The organism is Kocuria coralli (assembly GCF_008831305.1).
Lineage (GTDB): Bacteria > Actinomycetota > Actinomycetes > Actinomycetales > Micrococcaceae > Kocuria > Kocuria coralli.
The window spans coordinates 13797-30322 of sequence record NZ_ML708629.1 but is presented as its reverse complement, the minus strand read 5'-3'; the positions used below and the strand labels follow the sequence as shown (position 1 = coordinate 30322).

The window sequence follows — 16526 nt, the reverse complement described above, 5'->3', positions numbered from 1 at the left end:
CCCTGGAGAGGAAGACCGCCGTGGCGTCCTGGGCTGCAACCGGAGGATTCATGTGGGCAGGGGGTACCCACGGATGTGCAGTGGTGTTTTCTGGGGGCGTGGTCCGGCCGGTCAGCCGGCCGGACCACGGGATGGCTGCATCGAATAGCGGACCGGGGGGGGACCCGGGCCAGGGGGTGTTAGTTGATGTAGCGGTAGATGAAGGCGGCCATCGCGTCGCGGTTGGTGGTGTTCAGCGGGCGGTAGGTGCCGTTGGCGTAGCCGGTGGTGATGCCTTGGGCGGCGAACCAGTGGATTTCGCGGTAGAACTGTTGGCCGCGGTGGATGTCGGGGAACCGGGAGGTGGCCGGTGGGGTGTAGGCGGGGGATCCGGCCATGCGGTAGAACATCGCGGCGGTGGCGTCGCGGGTGATCTTGTTGTTGGGTCGGAAGGTGCCGTCGGGCCAGCCGGTGAGGTAGCCGGCGGAGCGGGCCCAGGTTATTTCTTTGTAGAACTGGTGGGTGGTGGCTACGTCGCGGTAGGGGGAGCGTGCTGGTGGGGTGTAGGCGGGGGAGCCTGCCAGGCGGTAGGCCACTGCGGCCATCGCGTCGCGGTCGATGGGTTGGACCGGGCGGAAGGTGCCATCGGGCCAGCCATTGAGGTAGCCACGATCCTTCACCCAGGTGATCTCCCGGACGAACTGGTTACTGGGCGACACATCCACGAAGGGACCCGCGGCGGCTGCCGGGGCGCGGCCGCCGAGCGGCTTGTAGCTGGCATTGCGCGCCATGTCCTGCAGCTGGCCCCAGGAGCCGCCGTAGACGTTGGAGTCACCGGAGAACGGACCCCTGTCCGAGTACTGCCAGATGTCGTGGGTGTTCCAGCCGTTCGGCATCGGGCCGGGGGAGTTGGTCCATTGGGCGATGTGCAGCGGATGGTCGTTGAACATGTTCGTATTGCCCGTGCACTGGACCCACCAGTCGGTGGCGGTGTAGATGGCGGGAAGGCGGCCGGTGCGCTGCTTGTAGCGGTCGGAGAAGCTCTTGATCCAGTTCCGCATCTCCGAGTGCGTCAGGTTGAAGCAGACATCGCCGTAGGCCGGGTAAGGGTTGTATTCGATGTCCAGCAGGCCGGGCAGCGTCTTCCCGTCGGCCGACCAGCCGCCGCCGTTGTTCACGAAGTAGTCGGCTTGGGCCGCGCCCGACGAGCTGCGAGAGGGAATGGCGAAGTGGTACGCGCCGCGGATCATGCCGGTCTGATAGGAGCCGATGTACTGGCTGTTGAACGCGGGGGAGCGGTAGCTGGTGCCCTCCGTGGCCTTGACATAGGCGAAACGAGCGCCCAGGGAGTACTCGCGCGACCAGTTCACCGAGGGCTGCCATCCGGAGACGTCCATGCCCTGGATGCCGGCCGGCTGCCAGGCGCCGTTGACGACCACCATCGACATGGCCCCTGCGGGGCCCACCTGTGCCTGATCGGTCTCGGGGGAACCGGATGCGGGCGCATCCGCCGCCGGCGTCTCAGCGACCGGGACGTCCGCGGCGGGGGCCTCACCGGCGGGATCGAGCGGGGTCTCGGAGGCAGCGCCGGACTCCGTGGTCGTGGTGCCGTCCGCCTCGGCGTCACCACCCGCGATCCTGGCCATCGACTGCTCCGACTCGTCGGAGAGATGGGCGGCGGAGGCCAGGCTCTTCTGGTACATGCCCATGGTGGCGCCCGGTGAACGGTCTCCGGTGCTCGGGGGAGCATCGGGCAGCTCGGGGGCGTCGTAGGAGGCGACGCCGTCGGCGTCGAAGGACACGACCTCGCCGTCGGTCAGGGAGAGTTCACCTTGAGGGGTGCCCTCCTGGCTGACGTGCTCGTTGAGGATGGAAGGGGGTGTTTCTTCTACGGCTCCGGCTGGTGCGGCGGCGGCCAGGCCGGCCAGCACCATCGAGACGGAGACGGTTACAGCGGTCGCGGTGGAAGAGACCCGCGACGAGTGATGGGAGAGGATCACGCGTACGCCTATCTTCGGGGGGATGCCCGGCGACTGGGGGGAGAAGGCCGAGCGATGAAGAGTATAGCGTGATCATTTCGTTATCATGCAAGCATTTTGACGACTTCTATATGCGCTGACCAGGGAACTTGCCCGAGATCACGCGGGAATCACCCTCGATCAGCGGCTGTAAAAATCTATGAATTCCGGACTGTCAGTAGGCCCCTGAGTGGGCGAAGACGGCCCTGACGGTGCGGAGGAGGATCAGGACGTCCTCCAGGACCGACCAGTTCTCCACGTAGTAGAGATCCAGCCGCACGGACTGGTCCCAGTCCAGATCGGAGCGGCCGGAGACCTGCCACAGGCCCGTGATTCCCGGCTTCACGCGCAGCCTCCGGTGGACGTAGTCCTCGTACTTCTCCACCTCGGACTCCAGCGGCGGGCGCGGGCCGACCAGGGACATCTCGCCCTTGAGCACGTTCACGAACTGGGGCAGCTCGTCCAGGCTGTAGCGGCGCAGGACCCGGCCGGGTCTGGTGACGCGGGGGTCGTCCTTCATCTTGAACAGCACGGCGCCGGCCGATTCGTTGGCGGCGTCGAGAGCGGCCTTCCTCTCCTCGGCGTCGGTGTACATCGAGCGGAACTTCAACATCGTGAACCTGGTGCCATCCAGTCCGACGCGTTCCTGTCCGAAGAAGACCGGTCCCCGGTCGTGCGCCTTGATGACGGCTCCCACCACCAGCATGACCGGTGACAGCAGGATCAGGGCCAGCAGCGAGCCCACGATGTCCATCCCGCGTTTGAACAGCCTGCGCGACCAGGACATGTGGGGCGTGGAGACGTGGATCAGCGGCAGTCCCGCGAGCTGCTGGGTATGGATGCGCGGGCCCGCGATGTCCGTGAGCCCGGTGTTCATCACCAGGCGAATGCGGGCGTCCGCCAGGTACCAGCTCAGATGCCTGATCTCGGCGGAGCTCAGGGGAGAGTTGTTGGTCAGGACCAGGGCCTGGACACGGTGGTGATGGGCGGCCTCGAGGATGCCGGCCACGGTGGGGCGGTCCTCCGGGGCCAGGACGTTGCGCACCTCCACATGCTGCAGCTTCTCCGGGAGGGGCTGTTTTCCGACCGGGTAGTAGGCCACCACGGGTGCAAGGCCCGCCTCCACGTGGTCCCGCAGGGATTCGACCGTCTCCAGGGCTCCGCGCTGACGCCCGACGACCATGGTCCGGGACATGGCGGCGCGGTTGCGGCGACGACGGCGCAGCAGGTACGACCGCAGGCACCACCTCCCCAGGATCAGCAGGACCAGGCCCAGCGGGAGCGCGATCAGCACGTATCCGCGGGCGACGGGAAGCGAGAGGGCGAAGGAGACGATCGCGATCGCGCTGAAGAAGATCAGGGTGGCCGTGGAGACCTCCCGGGACTCCTCCATGCCGTAGCCGATCAGCCGGATGGCCCGGGAGCCGCGCAGGTCGAGCCACGCCCACCAGGCGACGCCGAGTGCGATGCCGACGAAGACGTAGTCGATGTTGAACCGCCCCCAGCTCAGATCGCCGCCTCCCGCGGTGCTGTCCGCGCCGAACCGTACGAGCTGCGCGACGAGCAGGGTGATCACGATGGCCACGCCGTCGGAGATGCGCATCGACCGGACATAACGGGCTCGCCAGTCGTTGCGCGGCGTGGCCGCGACGGGGACGGTGGCGGGGGTCTTGCCCGGAATGGTCTCGGCTCCGGCGGGAGCTACGGCCCGGACGGGGCCCGTGCTCGGCTGGGTCTCCATGCCGTCGCCGCCGACGGGCATCTTGGCCGGGCCCGGGCCCTGTCCGGGCCGCCCGTGCCGCTGAGCGGTGCCGCGTTGTGAGCCCATGCCCTCCACCGATGAGTCGGTGATGCTGGACATCTCGATGCTCCTCCCCCTGATGCAGACCGTTCGGGGCTCAGCCGGTGCGAGCGCGCCAACCCGCGAACCGACCCCGCCAGAGGCGTCCGCGGCGAGATGCGCCGGCTCGGCCGGCTGGATGTCCCCGAGGTGTTCTATCGAACATGTTCTTTCGAACCCAACGGCCGGGCGTGGTCTCCGGCCTGCCGCAATCCCCATTGCGTCCGGACCGGGAACCGGTTGCCCGGCTCCGCCCATCCTAGGAGTAAACATGAAGACCGGGCGTCCCCAGATGTGTCCAAAATGTGAAGATCTGGCTCACGTGGTGAGTATCACACCAGGTCAGCGCCCTGGGCCTGCGCCCATGATAGTCTTGGGAGGTTGCCGAGGCGAGGGTGAGGCATCATCGGTGCAGTGAGCACGATGAGGCTTCCCGTGATCGACGAGGCTGGTTCGGATCCCTTCGGATATCCGCCACCACGGGCTCTTCCAGAGCCGCCGCGCTCCCGCGCTCAGCGGGTGCCGGGATCGAGGTGGCGCACCGGGGCGGGCAATGAGCCGGTCGCCTTAGGCCGGCGCAACACTTCATGAAAGACATTGCCTATCAATACGAGGAGCGACGACTCATGGTCGACGTCATCCGGATCCCCGGTGAGACCCGCACCGATTTCGGCAAGGGCTACGCCCGCCGCATCCGCGCCAACGATCGGATCCCCGCCGTGATCTACGGCCGCACCCACGAGCCCATCCACGTGTCCCTGCCGGGCCACGAGATGATGCTGGTGGCCCGTAACTCCAACGCCGTCATCGAGGTCCTGACCGACGGCGAGCACCTGTGCATGCTCAAGGACGTTCAGCGGCACCCGATCCGCCCGGAGATCCTGCACATCGACCTGCTCACCGTGAAGCGCGGCGAGAAGGTCGAGGTGGACATCCCCGTCACGCTCGAGGGCGAGGTGGCCCCGACCGCCATGCACACCCAGGAGGAGACCTCCGTGACCGTGCTGGTGGACGCGCTCAAGGTGCCCGAGCAGTTCGAGCTGTCCATCGAGGGCCGCGAGCCGAACGAGCACCTCTACGCCGGCGACATCCAGCTGCCCGCCGGCGTCGAGCTGGTCACCGACCCGGAGACCCTGGTGGTCAACGTGGCCGAGCCCATCGAGCAGGACCTGGGCGAGGAGCCCGAGACCGCGGAAGAGGCCGAGGGCGACGTCGTGCCCGCTACCGAGGAGCCCTCCTCCGACAGCGAGTGATCCACCTCGGTGCATCACGGCCATCGACGGCATCCGGATCAACCGATCCGGATGCCGTCGGTCCATGCAGTGGCCGGCGCGGTGACGTGGCGGTGCATGATCGGCAGGACGGGAACGACAGGACGGGAACATGACTGAACGGTGGATCGTGGTGGGGCTGGGCAACCCGGGCCCGCAGTACGAGCGCACCCGGCACAACGTCGGCCAGATGGTGCTCGACGAGCTGGCGCAGCGCACCGGGGAGAGGTTCTCCGCGCACAGGCAGTCCCGGGCGCAGCTCGCCGAGACCCGGTTGCGTCCCGGAGGCCCGCGCCTGGTGCTGGTCAAACCCCTGACGTACATGAACGTCTCCGGCGGCCCTGTCTCCAGCGTCATGAAGTTCTTCGGTGCCGACCTGGACCGCCTGATCGTGGTCCACGACGAGGTGGACATCGACTTCGACACGGTCAAGCTCAAGCGCGGTGGCGGCGAGGGCGGCCACAACGGCCTCCGGGACATCACCAAGGCGATGGGCAGCAAGGACTATCTCCGCGTCCGCGTCGGGGTGGGCCGTCCCCCGGGCCGGATGGACACGGCCGATTTCGTGCTCAGGCCCTTCTCCTCGTCGGAGGCCTCCGCACTGCCACTGCTGCTGGACAACGCCGCCGACGCCGTCGAGAAGATCATCGACCACGGACTGGTGGCCGCCCAGAACTCCGTGCACGCGCGCTGAACGGCCCGCTGTGTGCATGGCGTGTGCGTGGCGTGTGCATGGTACGGATTGTTTCGGCGGGGCCACGTCGCAGCCGCATCTGATCTAGCGTGGGCACGACGGATCGTCACCCCATCATGCCGAGAACCCCAGCACGCCCAGAACCCAGGAGGTCGACGTGAATCACGGACTACCCGTGCCGGACGGACAGCGCGGAGACTCGCACCAGGCCCCGTTCGACGACGACCAGGCGCGAGCGCTCGCGCAGCGTTTCCCGATCCTCTCGCGGACGGTCATGGACGCGCCACTGGTGTACCTGGATTCCGGGGCCACCTCGCAGCGCCCCGAGAGCGTGATCGAGGCCGAGGGGCAGTTCCTCCGGAACTCCTACGCCGCCGTCCACCGCGGTGCTCACACTCTCGCCGTCGAGGCGACGGATGCCTTCGAGGAGGCACGCCGCACCGTGGCCGACTTCGTGGGGGCCGACGAGCGGGAGATCGTCTGGACCTCCAATGCCACCGAGGCCATCAACCTCCTCACCTATGCCTTCTCGAACGCCACGGCGGGCAGTAACGGCTCCGGCCCGGGTTCGCAGCGGTTCCGGCTGGCCGAAGGCGACGAGGTCCTGGTCACCGAATCCGAGCATCACGCCAACCTGGTGCCGTGGCAGGAGCTGTGCGCACGCACGGGAGCCACTTTGCGCTGGATTCCCGTGGACGACGACGGCCTGCTGCGCCTCGACGCTCTCGGCGATCTGCTGAACGAACGCACCAAGGTCCTGGCCTTCACCCACGTGTCCAACGTGACCGGCGCGGTCAACGACGTGGCGACCCTGGTGGCGGCGGCCAAGTCCGCGGGTGCCCTCACCGTCCTGGATGCCTGCCAGTCGGTACCGCATCTGCCGGTGGACTTCCATGCGCTCGGCGTCGACTTCGCCGCGTTCTCCGGCCACAAGATGCTGGGGCCCACCGGGATCGGCGCCCTCTACGGCCGGGCCGAGCTGCTCAACTCCCTGCCGACCTTCCTGACCGGGGGCTCCATGATCACCTCCGTGACCATGGAGCGCACCGAGTATCTTCCGGCACCCGCGCGGTTCGAGGCGGGAACGCAGCGTATCTCCCAGGCCGTGGCACTGGCCGAGGCGGTGCGGTTCCTGAAGGACCTGGGCATGGATCGTGTCGCTGCCTGGGAGGCGGAGCTGGGTCAGCGCCTGGCCCGCGGCGTCGCGCAGATCCCGGGTGTGCGCCTGGTCGGCCCCCGGCCGGGACAGGAACGGGTGGGTCTGGCCTCCGTCGTCGTGGAGGGCGTGCACGCCCACGACGTCGGCCAGCTGCTGGACGTTGCCGGCGTGGCCGTGCGCGTGGGTCACCACTGCGCCCAGCCGCTGCACCGGCGCCTCGGCATCACGGCGACAACCCGGGCGAGCGCCTATGTGTACAACACCACCGCGGACGTCGACCGCTTCCTCGAGGAGCTCTCGGGCGTGCGGGCGTACTTCCGGGCCGAGGACTGACTCGAGAGCCGTCTCGAGCACCGACTGAACGAGCCCGACTCAACGAGCACCGATTGAAGGAGTCATGAGCGCATGAGCGCACTGGACCAGATGTACCAGGAGGTCATCCTGGACCATTCCAAGCGGCGGATCGGCGAAGGCCTGGCAGCGGGCGACGCCACCCCGATGGGCGATGAGGACGCGGCCGGCTGTCACCACGAGTACAACCCGACCTGCGGTGACGAGATCCTGGTACGCGTCGGCTTGAACGGGGACACCGTGACCTCGCTGACCTGGCAGGGGGACGGGTGCTCGATCTCAATGGCAGCGGCCTCGGTGCTCTCCGAGATGGCTCCCGGCGCTGACGTCTCCACGCTGCTTACGCAGATCGAGGCCTACCGGGAGATGCTGCGCTCACGCGGGGCGGCGGAGCCGGACGAGGAACTGCTGGGGGACGCCGTCGCGTTCCTCGGCGTCTCCCGCTTCGTGGCCAGGGTGAAGTGCGCCGCACTGGCCTGGGTGGCCACCGAGGCCGCCCTGCGGCAGGCGGCCGCGGGGCGCACCGAGGACTGATCGGGAGCAGACGGGCGCCGCCGGTTCGAACCGGCGGCATGCCCGGCAGCGCCGTCAGCCGTCGTAGGAATCGACCTCTTGCCCCTCCGCGCGCAGCTTGGAGTAGTGGGCGTTGCGGATCAGGAGGATCGTGCCGCCTACCACGGCCGCGATGGCGGATCCGCACAGGATGCCCACCTTGGCGTGATTGTCGTGCGGTGAGCCCAGGCCGAAGGAGAGATCCGCGATCAGCAGCGACACGGTGAACCCGATGCCCGCCACGACGGAGAGCCCGAAGAGATCGCTCCAGCCGTAGTCGCTGTCCTTGCGCGCCGGAGTGAACCGGTCCATGAGCCACGAGGACGAGAAGATGCCGATCGCCTTGCCTAAGATCAGGCCGAAGACGATGCCCAGTGCCACCGGGTCGGTGAAGGACTGGCGAAGGCCGCTCCAGCCTCCGACGGCGACGCCGGCGGAGAAGAACGCGAAGATCGGCACCGCCACCAGGTTGGAGAACGGCCGGAGCCGGTGCTCCAGGGTCGGAGCCAGGCCGAAGGCGGGTGCCTTCTTGGTGATCACACGGGGCATGATCGCCATGACCGGGGTGGCGAAGCCCAGCAGGACGCCGGCAATGGTGGCATGGACGCCGGCGTTGTAGACCAGGAGCCACGTGATGAGCCCGAGGGGCAGGAGGATGAGCCATGCGGCCCATTTCTTCTCGATGAAGAAGTGGCTGAAGCGGTGCGTGAGCGCCCAGTAGACGGCCAGGACCACGAATGCCCCGATGAGGGACAGCAGGTTGAAGTCGTGGCTGTAGAACACGGCGATGATGATGATCGCGATGAGGTCGTCCACCACCGCCAGGGTCAGCAGGAAGGTCCGCATCGCCACGGGCAGGGCCGATCCCACGACCGCCAGGACGGACACCGCGAAGGCGATGTCCGTGGCGGTGGGGATGGCCCAGCCCTGCAGGGTGCTGGGATCCGTGCGGTCGATCAGGTTGATGCCCACGAAGATCAGCGCGGGAGTGAGCACCCCGGCGAATGCCGCCACGATGGGCAGGGCCGCCTTCCGGGGATTGCGCAGTTCACCGTCCACGAACTCGGCCTTGAGCTCCAGGCCGACCAGGAAGAAGAACACCGCGAGCAAGCCGTCTGCTGCCCATTCGCCCACGGTGTGCATGAGCCCTGGGACGGCCTCGGTGCCGATCTCGAAGTCCCGGACATTGAAATACAGGTCCGAGGCCGGTGAGTTGGCCATGACCAAGGCGGCCAGCATGGCGATCAGCAATAAGGAACCGCCCACGAGGTCCTTGCGGACGAAAGCCCCAAGTCCTCGGTGTCCTTGGTGCACTGCGGGTTCGGTGGCGGCGTCTTGCGACACAGTTGCTGACCTCCTGGAGGGAACGTCGGACCGCGTCAGTGTACGCCCGTATGATCACAAATACGTGTCACGCACCACCGTAGCGGGGGACTCGGGTATCAGTGAGAGGCGATCCAGGCGTTCGCCTCACGGGCCTGCAGGGACAGGGCCTTGCCGACATAGGGCTCCGCCGCGGCCGCGATCTTGGCTCCGACCAGGGGGATCTTGGTGGTCAAGGTCATCTCGACGGACACCTGGGTCTTCTCACCCTCGGCCTTCAGGAGCTGGGTGCCCTGTCCCGAGGCGGGCATGCCGCCGACGGTGATCTCGGTCCGGACATCGCGCGAACCGTCGGCCTGAGGTGCGGCCCAGGAGTCCACCTGAGTGATCGTCAGCCCGTCCTTGATGAACTTCTTCGCCATGTCGGGGAGCCTGTCGGCACCCATGCTGCGCACGAGGGTCACGGTGAACGCCCCCGAGGGGTCGCCCTCGACGGTCTGCGATACGAACGTGGTCCGCCCGCGCTCCGAGACGTGCCGGTTGAAGGACTCGTCCAGGAAGGTCTCCACCACCTTCTGGACGGGTGCGTTCACGGTCTGCTCAGCGGATACGGCCATGAGATTCCTCCTGGGTGTTCGATGCGGTGATCGAGCGATGACTACTGGTTGCCGACGCGAGCCCCTGACCGGGCCAGAGGACCGCGCCTGTAGGCATGGTAGTGGTAAAGGCGACAAGCAGGGGAGTGCTGAAGCCCCCGGCGCATGGTGGACAATTGCGGTCGTGGGAATCTCCTCCCACTCGGGCCTCCCCGGAATCCTCGACCCTTCGACCCGCAGGGAGGTCACTCATGAGCCATGACGCCGCGAGCACAGCGGAGTCCACGGCTGCGCATGCCCAGGACAAGATGTCCCCCTACGGCCGGAAGGCCGTGTTCGCCTCATCCATCGGCTACGGGCTCGACGGGTTCGACCTGCTGATCCTCAGCTTCGCCTTGAGCGGAATCATCGCCACCTTCGAGATCACCGATACACAGGCCGGTTTTCTCACCACCGTCACCCTGCTGGGCGCGGTGCTGGGCGGCATCGTCTTCGGCATCCTCAGCGACAGGTTCGGGCGGGTGCGGATGCTGACCTATTCCGTGATCCTGTTCGCCGTCTTCACCGGATTCTCCGCGTTCGCCGTCGGTTACACCGACCTGGCCATCTACCGTTTCATCGCGGGCATCGGCATCGGCGGCGAGTTCGGCATCGGCATGACGCTGGCGGCCGAGGCCGTGCCCGCGAGAATGCGGGCACGGGCGACGTCGTGGGTGGGCATCGGCTTCCAGTGCGGTGTGCTGGCGGCGGCGCTGCTGTCCGCGCCGATCATCAGCGCGTTCGGGTGGCGCGGCCTGTTCGTGGTGGGAGCTCTCCCCGCCATCGTCGCGATCGTCATCCGCAAACGCCTGCACGAGTCCCCGAAGTTCCTGGAGGCGGATGAACAGCGGCCAGAGGGCCAGCGGCGGAAGTCCCCGCTGCGCCTGCTGGTGGCCGACGCCCGCACCGTACGCATCTCCCTGGCCATGGTGATCCTGACCTCGGTGCAGAACTTCGGCTACTTCGGCATCATCAGCTGGCTGCCGCGATACCTGAGCGATCAGATGGGCCTGGACCTGACCTCGTCCTCGCTGTGGACGGCGGTCACGGTGCTGGGCATGGCGTCCGGCATCGTCATCTTCGGCCAGCTGGCCGATCGCATCGGCCGGCGCAAGGCGTTCTGGATCTTCCAGATCGGCGCGGCCGTATCCGTCCTGCTCTACAGCCAGTTCACCGACCCCACTGCGTTGCTGCTGGGCGGGTTCGTGATGGGCGCCTTCGCCAACGGCATGCTTGGCGGTTACGGCGCGTTGATGGCCGAGCTCTACCCCACGGAAGCGCGAGCGACCGCTCAGAACGTCCTGTTCAACATCGGCCGTGGCATCGGGGGATTCGCCCCGGTGGTCATCGCCCTGATCGCCGCACGCCACGGGTTCCCGTTCGCCCTGGCCCTACTGCCCTCGATCTACGTCCTGGCGTTCCTGACCATGTTCATGGTCCCGGAGCGGAAGGGCGCGGAGCTGGACTGATGGGCGTGCCCGAGGCGCCGAGGACCTCCGGCGCCGGGTTCGTCAACCGATTCCCAGCAGCTCCGGGATGGCTGCCACCGACGGGAGGATGTCCGTGTGCGGCGCCTTCGCCAGCTGCTCCGCGCTCAGCTGCCCGGTGAGGACACCCACCACATAGGCAGCTCCTGCATTCGTCCCCGCTTCGACGTCCACCACCGTGTCACCGCCGACCAGGACGGCGGATGTGCTGACTGCTCCGGCGGCCTCCATGGCGTGGAAGATCATGTACGGAGCGGGGCGACCGGCAGCCACGTCGTCAGCGCACACGATCGCGTCCACCGGCGAGCCCTCCGCCCCTGGCGTCCACCCGATGGCCTCGATCAGGGGATCCGCAACGTCGTGGGCGAAGCCGGTGGTCAGGGCGATCTTGATGCCGGCGGAGCGCAACTGCTCGAAGGCCTCGCGGACTCCTTCGATCGGGACAGGGGGACGTTCACCGTAGAACCGTTCCAGCCGCGCCGCGAAGTCCGCGTAGGCGGTCTCCACCACGTCGGGCGTGGCGAGGTCCCCGGCCAGGGCGCGAATGGCGGTGCGCTTGTCGGCGCCCATCCACGCCTGGAGCGACTCGTCGTCGACGACGACGCCGAGCGCCTCCACGCATTCGCGCAGAGCGGTGTAGACCGCACCGCCGTCGTCGACGGTCGTTCCTGCCATGTCGAGTACTACGAGTGAAAGGGGAGTCGTCATCAGCTTGTTCCTGTCGTCGTGATGGGGCTTGCGGGGGATGGGCGAGTGGATGGTTGCGGCGGTGATGCCATGACCTGCGGGGGACCTCAGGAGAGCACCGACGGGGCGATCCCGAGGCCCGTGGTCATCCCGATGCCGGTGGTGACGGTGACGACATGCACGTCCCGGATCGGTTCGGCGATCAGGAATTCGGTACGCGGCGATGTGGCATAGACCCCCTGCCAGGTCTCCACGATGTCCAGCGTCAACCGGGGGAAGAGCCGGCGCGTCTCGTCGAGAAGCAGGTCGAAGCCTTCCCAGGGCTGGAAAGGAGCGGCGTCGACGGCACGCGCGTGCGTGTCTCCGACGATCACGGTCCCGTCCGGGGGAGAGGTGTACATCTGGTTGAGGTCGTATTCGATGCCGGCCGGGAGCGCGCGTGAGAGAGCGTCCCGGACGTCGGCGCTCGCGGGGCAGCCGGCGAAGCCGGCGTAACGCAGCAGCGACCATCCCGTCAGCACCGGCGTGCGCGGCCGTGCGGGGCCACCGGAGACCTTGAGCATGTGCAGGCGGCAGCGGGTCACCTCGTATTGCTCCGCGAGATCGGGGAACAGCCGATCGACGTCGTGATTGACGCAGACCACGATCCGCTCGGCCGAGATCTCGCCCCGGCTGGTATAGGCGGTCCCCGTCGCCACGGAGGCCACGGTCGCGCGCCAGAGGAAGGCGACGCCGACGCTCTCGAGCCAGCGGGCTATGGCGGGTGCCGCCTCCCGAGGGTCCACCTGCAGGTCGCGGGGCAGGAACGCCCCGCCGAGCGCGTCCTCGGCGACATCCACGATACGGCCGACGCCGGCGCGGTCCAGGAGTTCGACGTCGTCGCGGCCGGCGGCGAACTGCTCGAGGAGCGCAATCTCCTCAGGACGTCTGGCGACCACCGTCGTGCCGGACTCGCGGGCGAAGAAGCCTGCCTTTCCCGCCAGCTCGAGCCATCGGGTCCGTGCGACCTCGGCGAAGGAGGACGCTGCACCGGCTTGCGGAGTGATGCAGGCGTGGCCGAAGTTCCGCACCGATGCGCCGTGAACGGTGGCCGCAGCATCGACGACGGCCACCCTGGCCCCTTGGCGCCATGCCTCGTAGGCGTGGGCCAGCCCGACGATGCCGGAGCCGACGACGAGCACATCCACGTTCTCTGGGATCTTCATGAAGACAATGATGACCGCACCATGTCAACTTGTATAGCTATGTGAGCGTTCACGTGCGATAATTAACATCTTGTTCATACATGTCTTCGAGTATCCAGGGTGAATGCCGTGGTCGAGCACCTCGGACGATGGCTTCGGACTAACATGTACATATGGTTCGTGTGATGTACCGGCAGATCGCCGAAGACCTTCGGCGCCGGATCGTCAGCGGCGAGATGGCGGAGGGTGCGCTTCTGCCCACGGAGGCCGCATTGTGCGAGCTATGGGGCACGTCCCGCGGCCCGGTCCGCAACGCGCTGGCTCAACTGCGCCGCGAGGGCCTGATCGATACGGGCCAGGGGCGTCAGGGCAGCGTGATCTCACGCCAGGCGCGCCAGCCGATCGACGTCTATCTCCCGTTCACGAGGTGGGCAGAGGTCCACGGACGGCAGCCGGGCGCGCACACGGTCTCGCTCTCATTACGGCGAGCCGGTGAGGACTGCGCCGCTCAACTGGACGTGCCGCCGGAGGCCATGGTGGTCGAGCTGGTCAGGCTCCGTCTGCTCGACGGCGAGCCGACGATGCTCGAGCGGACCAGGTTCCGCGAGGACGTAGGGCGTCTGCTCTTCGACGCCGATCTGGAAGCCGGGTCCATCACCGCATACCTTGCCACCCGAGGCCTGAACTTCGACCAGGTGGAGGTCGAGATCGACGCCATCGGTGCCGACCCGCTCGATGCCGATCTGCTGGGCATCGACGAGGCCTCGCCCGTCCTGCGTTTGCGCCGCAGATCCTCCGACGCCGACGGGCGGGCCTTCGAGTACTCGGACGACCGCTACCGCTCGGACACCGTCCGTTTCACGGTCAACGCCGCGGGTGGCTCCAACGGCGAACGAGGCATCCGGCCGACAGCGGGCGCGAGCCACCAGGAGCGCTGACCTGACGGCACGCTCGTGACCGGCCCGGCCGAACCCGGTCGATCTTCATACGATCCCGGTCGGTAACGGGCCATTCACGACGGTGGCGCATCTTGTAACGCACGGGAAACAGCCGGAGGGCCGGGCTCCCGCCGGTTCTGGGAGGATGAATGCCAGTAGTAACGATCCCCGCCCAGTAGCGACGATCCCCACACCGTCCTCAACTGCGCGCCTCAACCGCGCGGTCCGGCACTCCGGAGGACTGGCACATCTGTCGCCTGGGCCACGCTGCGCCACCTCCCCGAGGAGCTCCCATGACCATCCGGTCCACCATCATGGACACCAACAGCTTCAGGGCCGAGCACGCGGCGGAACTGGATCCGAAGACGCTCACGCTGACCCGACGCCGCGAGGACGTCCTCGGGGGGTCCTACCGGCTCTTCTATCGGAAGCCAGTCCACCTCGTCCGGGGGCAGGGGCAATATCTGTGGGATGCCCATGGCGAGAAGTATCTGGACATGTACAACAATGTGGCGTCCGTGGGACATGCGCATCCGGCCGTCGTGGAAGCCGTGCACTCGCAGATGCGGCAACTCAACACGCATACCCGATACCTTCACGAACGCATCCTGGATTACACCGACGACCTCCGCACCACCTTGCCCGCGTACCTGGATGCCGAGGCCTACAAGGCGATGTACATGTGCACGGGATCGGAGGCCAACGATCTGGCCCTGCGCGTGGCCAAGGCCCATACGGGAGGTACGGGTCTGATCGCCACCACCGAGGCGTACCACGGGAACTCCGAGCTGAGCTCCTCGGTGTCACCGGCGCTGGGCAGCGGGCAGCCCATCGGCGAGAGCGTCTGGTTGCTCCCGGCCCCCGACAGCTACCGCACGGGCATCGACGGCAACGGCCCGGACGGTATCGGAGCGTGGTTCGCCCGGCAGGTCCGGGCGGCCATCACCGACATGGAGTCCAAGGGGGTGGAGTTCGCCGGCTTCATCGCGGACTCCATCTTCTCCTCGGACGGCGTGCTTACCGGCAGCCATCTCAAGGAGGCCATCGACGTCGTCCACGCTGCCGGCGGTATCTTCATCGCGGATGAGGTCCAGCCCGGCTTCGCCCGCACCGGAGACCATTTCTGGGGGTTCGCCGCTCATGGGGTGGTGCCGGATGCGATCACGATGGGCAAGCCCATGGGCAACGGTATCCCGGTGGCCGGTCTGCTGGCCCGGGAGGAGGTGCTGGCCTCGTTCAGCGACACCGTCCCGTACTTCAATACCTTCGGCGGAAACCCGGTTTCGATGGCGGCTGCGCAGGCTGTGCTCGACGTGATCCGTACGGAAGGCCTCCAGCAGCATGCCCAGGAGGTCGGCGCGGAGACGCTCCAGTCCTTCAAGGAGCTGGCCGATGCCCACGATGCTGTCGGAGATGTGCGCGGCACGGGACTCTTCATGGGATTCGAACTGGTCAAGGACCGCGGCACCCGTGAGCCGGACAAGGAGCTCGCCTTGGACATGCTGGAAGAACTGCGCTCGCGCGGAGTGCTGACGTCAGTGGCGGGACCGCACGGCAATGTCCTCAAGCTGCGGCCACCGCTGCCCTTCGACCGCGATGACATCGGCTGGGCGGTCGATGCGCTGCATGAATCTTTGACGGTCTTGTCCTGACACCAGTGGACTCAGCGCATGTCCGGCACCGAGCACGTTGAGCAGCGCCTGAGGCGGCTGCTGCGCGACAACCGTTTCCGCCCCGGCGAGCGGGTGGGCAGCGAGCGGGCCCTGGCCGAGCAGCTGCGGGTCAGCCGCAGTGTCCTGCGGCGCGCCCTGGAGCGCCTCGAGGCCGAACATCTGGTTCGCCGGGCCATGGGGCAGAGCGGCGGGGTGTTCGCCGACGACGGCAAGATCCAGCGGCACCTCAACACGGTGCAGGGCGTTCCCGACATGGTGCGCCGTCAGGGCCTGTCCACGGAGACCCGGGTCCTCCGGCTCGAACTCGCTCAGCCGTTCCCCGACGAACGCAGGGCTCTGGAGATCGACGAGACGGCGCCCGTCATCCGTACCGTCCGCGTCCGCTACGCGGGGAATGCCACTTTGTCCCTGGACACCTCCGTGCTTCCGGCCCGGCGGTTTCCGGGGCTGCTCTCCGAGAATCTCGACGGATCGCTCTATGCTCTCCTGACGGAGCACTACGGACTCCAGATCGATCGAGCAGAAGAAACAGTCGAAGCGACCACGGCCGATGCCCGTCAGGCCGAGATGCTCGAGATTCCGCAGGGCTCCGGCCTGCTGGAGATCTATCGCGTGACCTACGACGCGGATAACTGGGCCGCTGAATACGCTCATGACTTCTTCCGGGCGGATCGAACGCGTATGCATATGCAGAGGGTGGGCACCAACTGGAAGCGATCCCGGCTCTGAGCCGAC

The 16526-nt window shown here is 67.4% G+C and carries 14 protein-coding genes; 8 read left to right on the top strand and 6 right to left on the bottom strand.

Annotated features, from left to right (window positions below):
* Positions 1–179 precede the first annotated feature (179 nt).
* Together FCK90_RS13715 and FCK90_RS13710 are read right to left on the bottom strand one after the other, a co-directional pair.
* Positions 180–1979: a GH25 family lysozyme gene (locus FCK90_RS13715; RefSeq protein WP_181954326.1), complete on the bottom strand. Its 1800-nt coding sequence runs from the start codon at positions 1977–1979 to the stop codon at positions 180–182.
* Positions 1980–2172: 193 nt separating this feature from the next.
* Entirely contained in the window at positions 2173–3858 is a 1686-nt protein-coding gene (locus tag FCK90_RS13710; protein WP_246180408.1) for a sugar transferase, read from the bottom strand.
* A 605-nt stretch (positions 3859–4463) separates the two neighbouring features.
* Between FCK90_RS13710 and FCK90_RS13705 the strand changes: the two genes are divergently transcribed.
* The 4 genes from FCK90_RS13705 to sufU all read left to right on the top strand — a co-directional run bounded on the left by FCK90_RS13705 (position 4464) and on the right by sufU (position 7846).
* Positions 4464–5090, top strand: a complete 627-nt coding sequence (locus FCK90_RS13705) for a 50S ribosomal protein L25/general stress protein Ctc (RefSeq protein ID WP_158034882.1) — start codon at positions 4464–4466, stop codon at positions 5088–5090.
* A 130-nt stretch (positions 5091–5220) separates the two neighbouring features.
* Positions 5221–5802, top strand: coding sequence for an aminoacyl-tRNA hydrolase (pth, locus tag FCK90_RS13700; protein ID WP_158034868.1), 582 nt, complete (start codon positions 5221–5223; stop codon positions 5800–5802).
* Positions 5803–5959: 157 nt separating this feature from the next.
* A complete protein-coding gene (locus FCK90_RS13695) occupies positions 5960–7294 on the top strand; it encodes a SufS family cysteine desulfurase (RefSeq protein ID WP_281347457.1) in 1335 nt (444 codons plus the stop codon).
* Positions 7295–7366: 72 nt separating this feature from the next.
* On the top strand, positions 7367–7846 hold the full coding sequence (gene sufU / locus FCK90_RS13690) for a Fe-S cluster assembly sulfur transfer protein SufU (RefSeq protein ID WP_158034867.1): 480 nt from the start codon (positions 7367–7369) through the stop codon (positions 7844–7846).
* A gap of 54 nt (positions 7847–7900) precedes the next feature.
* Here sufU and nhaA read toward each other — a convergent pair whose 3' ends face one another.
* Together nhaA and FCK90_RS13680 are read right to left on the bottom strand one after the other, a co-directional pair.
* Positions 7901–9178 carry a Na+/H+ antiporter NhaA gene (nhaA, locus tag FCK90_RS13685; protein WP_158034880.1) on the bottom strand — a complete coding sequence of 426 codons (1278 nt, stop codon included), beginning with the start codon at positions 9176–9178 and terminating at the stop codon, positions 7901–7903.
* A 128-nt stretch (positions 9179–9306) separates the two neighbouring features.
* Positions 9307–9804: a DUF2505 domain-containing protein gene (locus FCK90_RS13680; protein ID WP_158034866.1), complete on the bottom strand. Its 498-nt coding sequence runs from the start codon at positions 9802–9804 to the stop codon at positions 9307–9309.
* A 230-nt stretch (positions 9805–10034) separates the two neighbouring features.
* On the opposite strand from FCK90_RS13680, the gene FCK90_RS13675 reads away from it, so the two are divergent.
* Entirely contained in the window at positions 10035–11291 is a 1257-nt protein-coding gene (locus FCK90_RS13675; RefSeq protein ID WP_158034865.1) for an MFS transporter, read from the top strand.
* Positions 11292–11333: 42 nt separating this feature from the next.
* Here the strand turns inward: FCK90_RS13675 and FCK90_RS13670 are convergent, their stop codons facing one another.
* Positions 11334–12017 (bottom strand): phosphonatase-like hydrolase, encoded by a 684-nt coding sequence (locus FCK90_RS13670; RefSeq protein WP_158034864.1) that lies wholly within the window; start codon positions 12015–12017, stop codon positions 11334–11336.
* Between the two features lie 86 nt (positions 12018–12103).
* Positions 12104–13201, bottom strand: a complete 1098-nt coding sequence (locus FCK90_RS13665) for a TIGR03364 family FAD-dependent oxidoreductase (RefSeq protein WP_158034863.1) — start codon at positions 13199–13201, stop codon at positions 12104–12106.
* Positions 13202–13353: 152 nt separating this feature from the next.
* Here FCK90_RS13665 and FCK90_RS13660 point away from each other — a divergent pair, with 152 nt between their 5' ends.
* The 3 genes from FCK90_RS13660 to FCK90_RS13650 all read left to right on the top strand — a co-directional run bounded on the left by FCK90_RS13660 (position 13354) and on the right by FCK90_RS13650 (position 16520).
* The gene (locus tag FCK90_RS13660) at positions 13354–14118 is read left to right on the top strand and encodes a GntR family transcriptional regulator (RefSeq protein ID WP_246180402.1); all 765 of its coding nucleotides are present in this window, start codon (positions 13354–13356) and stop codon (positions 14116–14118) included.
* 293 nt (positions 14119–14411) lie between these two features.
* Positions 14412–15770 carry an aspartate aminotransferase family protein gene (locus tag FCK90_RS13655; protein ID WP_158034862.1) on the top strand — a complete coding sequence of 453 codons (1359 nt, stop codon included), beginning with the start codon at positions 14412–14414 and terminating at the stop codon, positions 15768–15770.
* A gap of 18 nt (positions 15771–15788) precedes the next feature.
* Positions 15789–16520, top strand: a complete 732-nt coding sequence (locus tag FCK90_RS13650) for a GntR family transcriptional regulator (protein ID WP_158034861.1) — start codon at positions 15789–15791, stop codon at positions 16518–16520.
* The last annotated feature ends 6 nt before the right edge of the window (positions 16521–16526 follow it).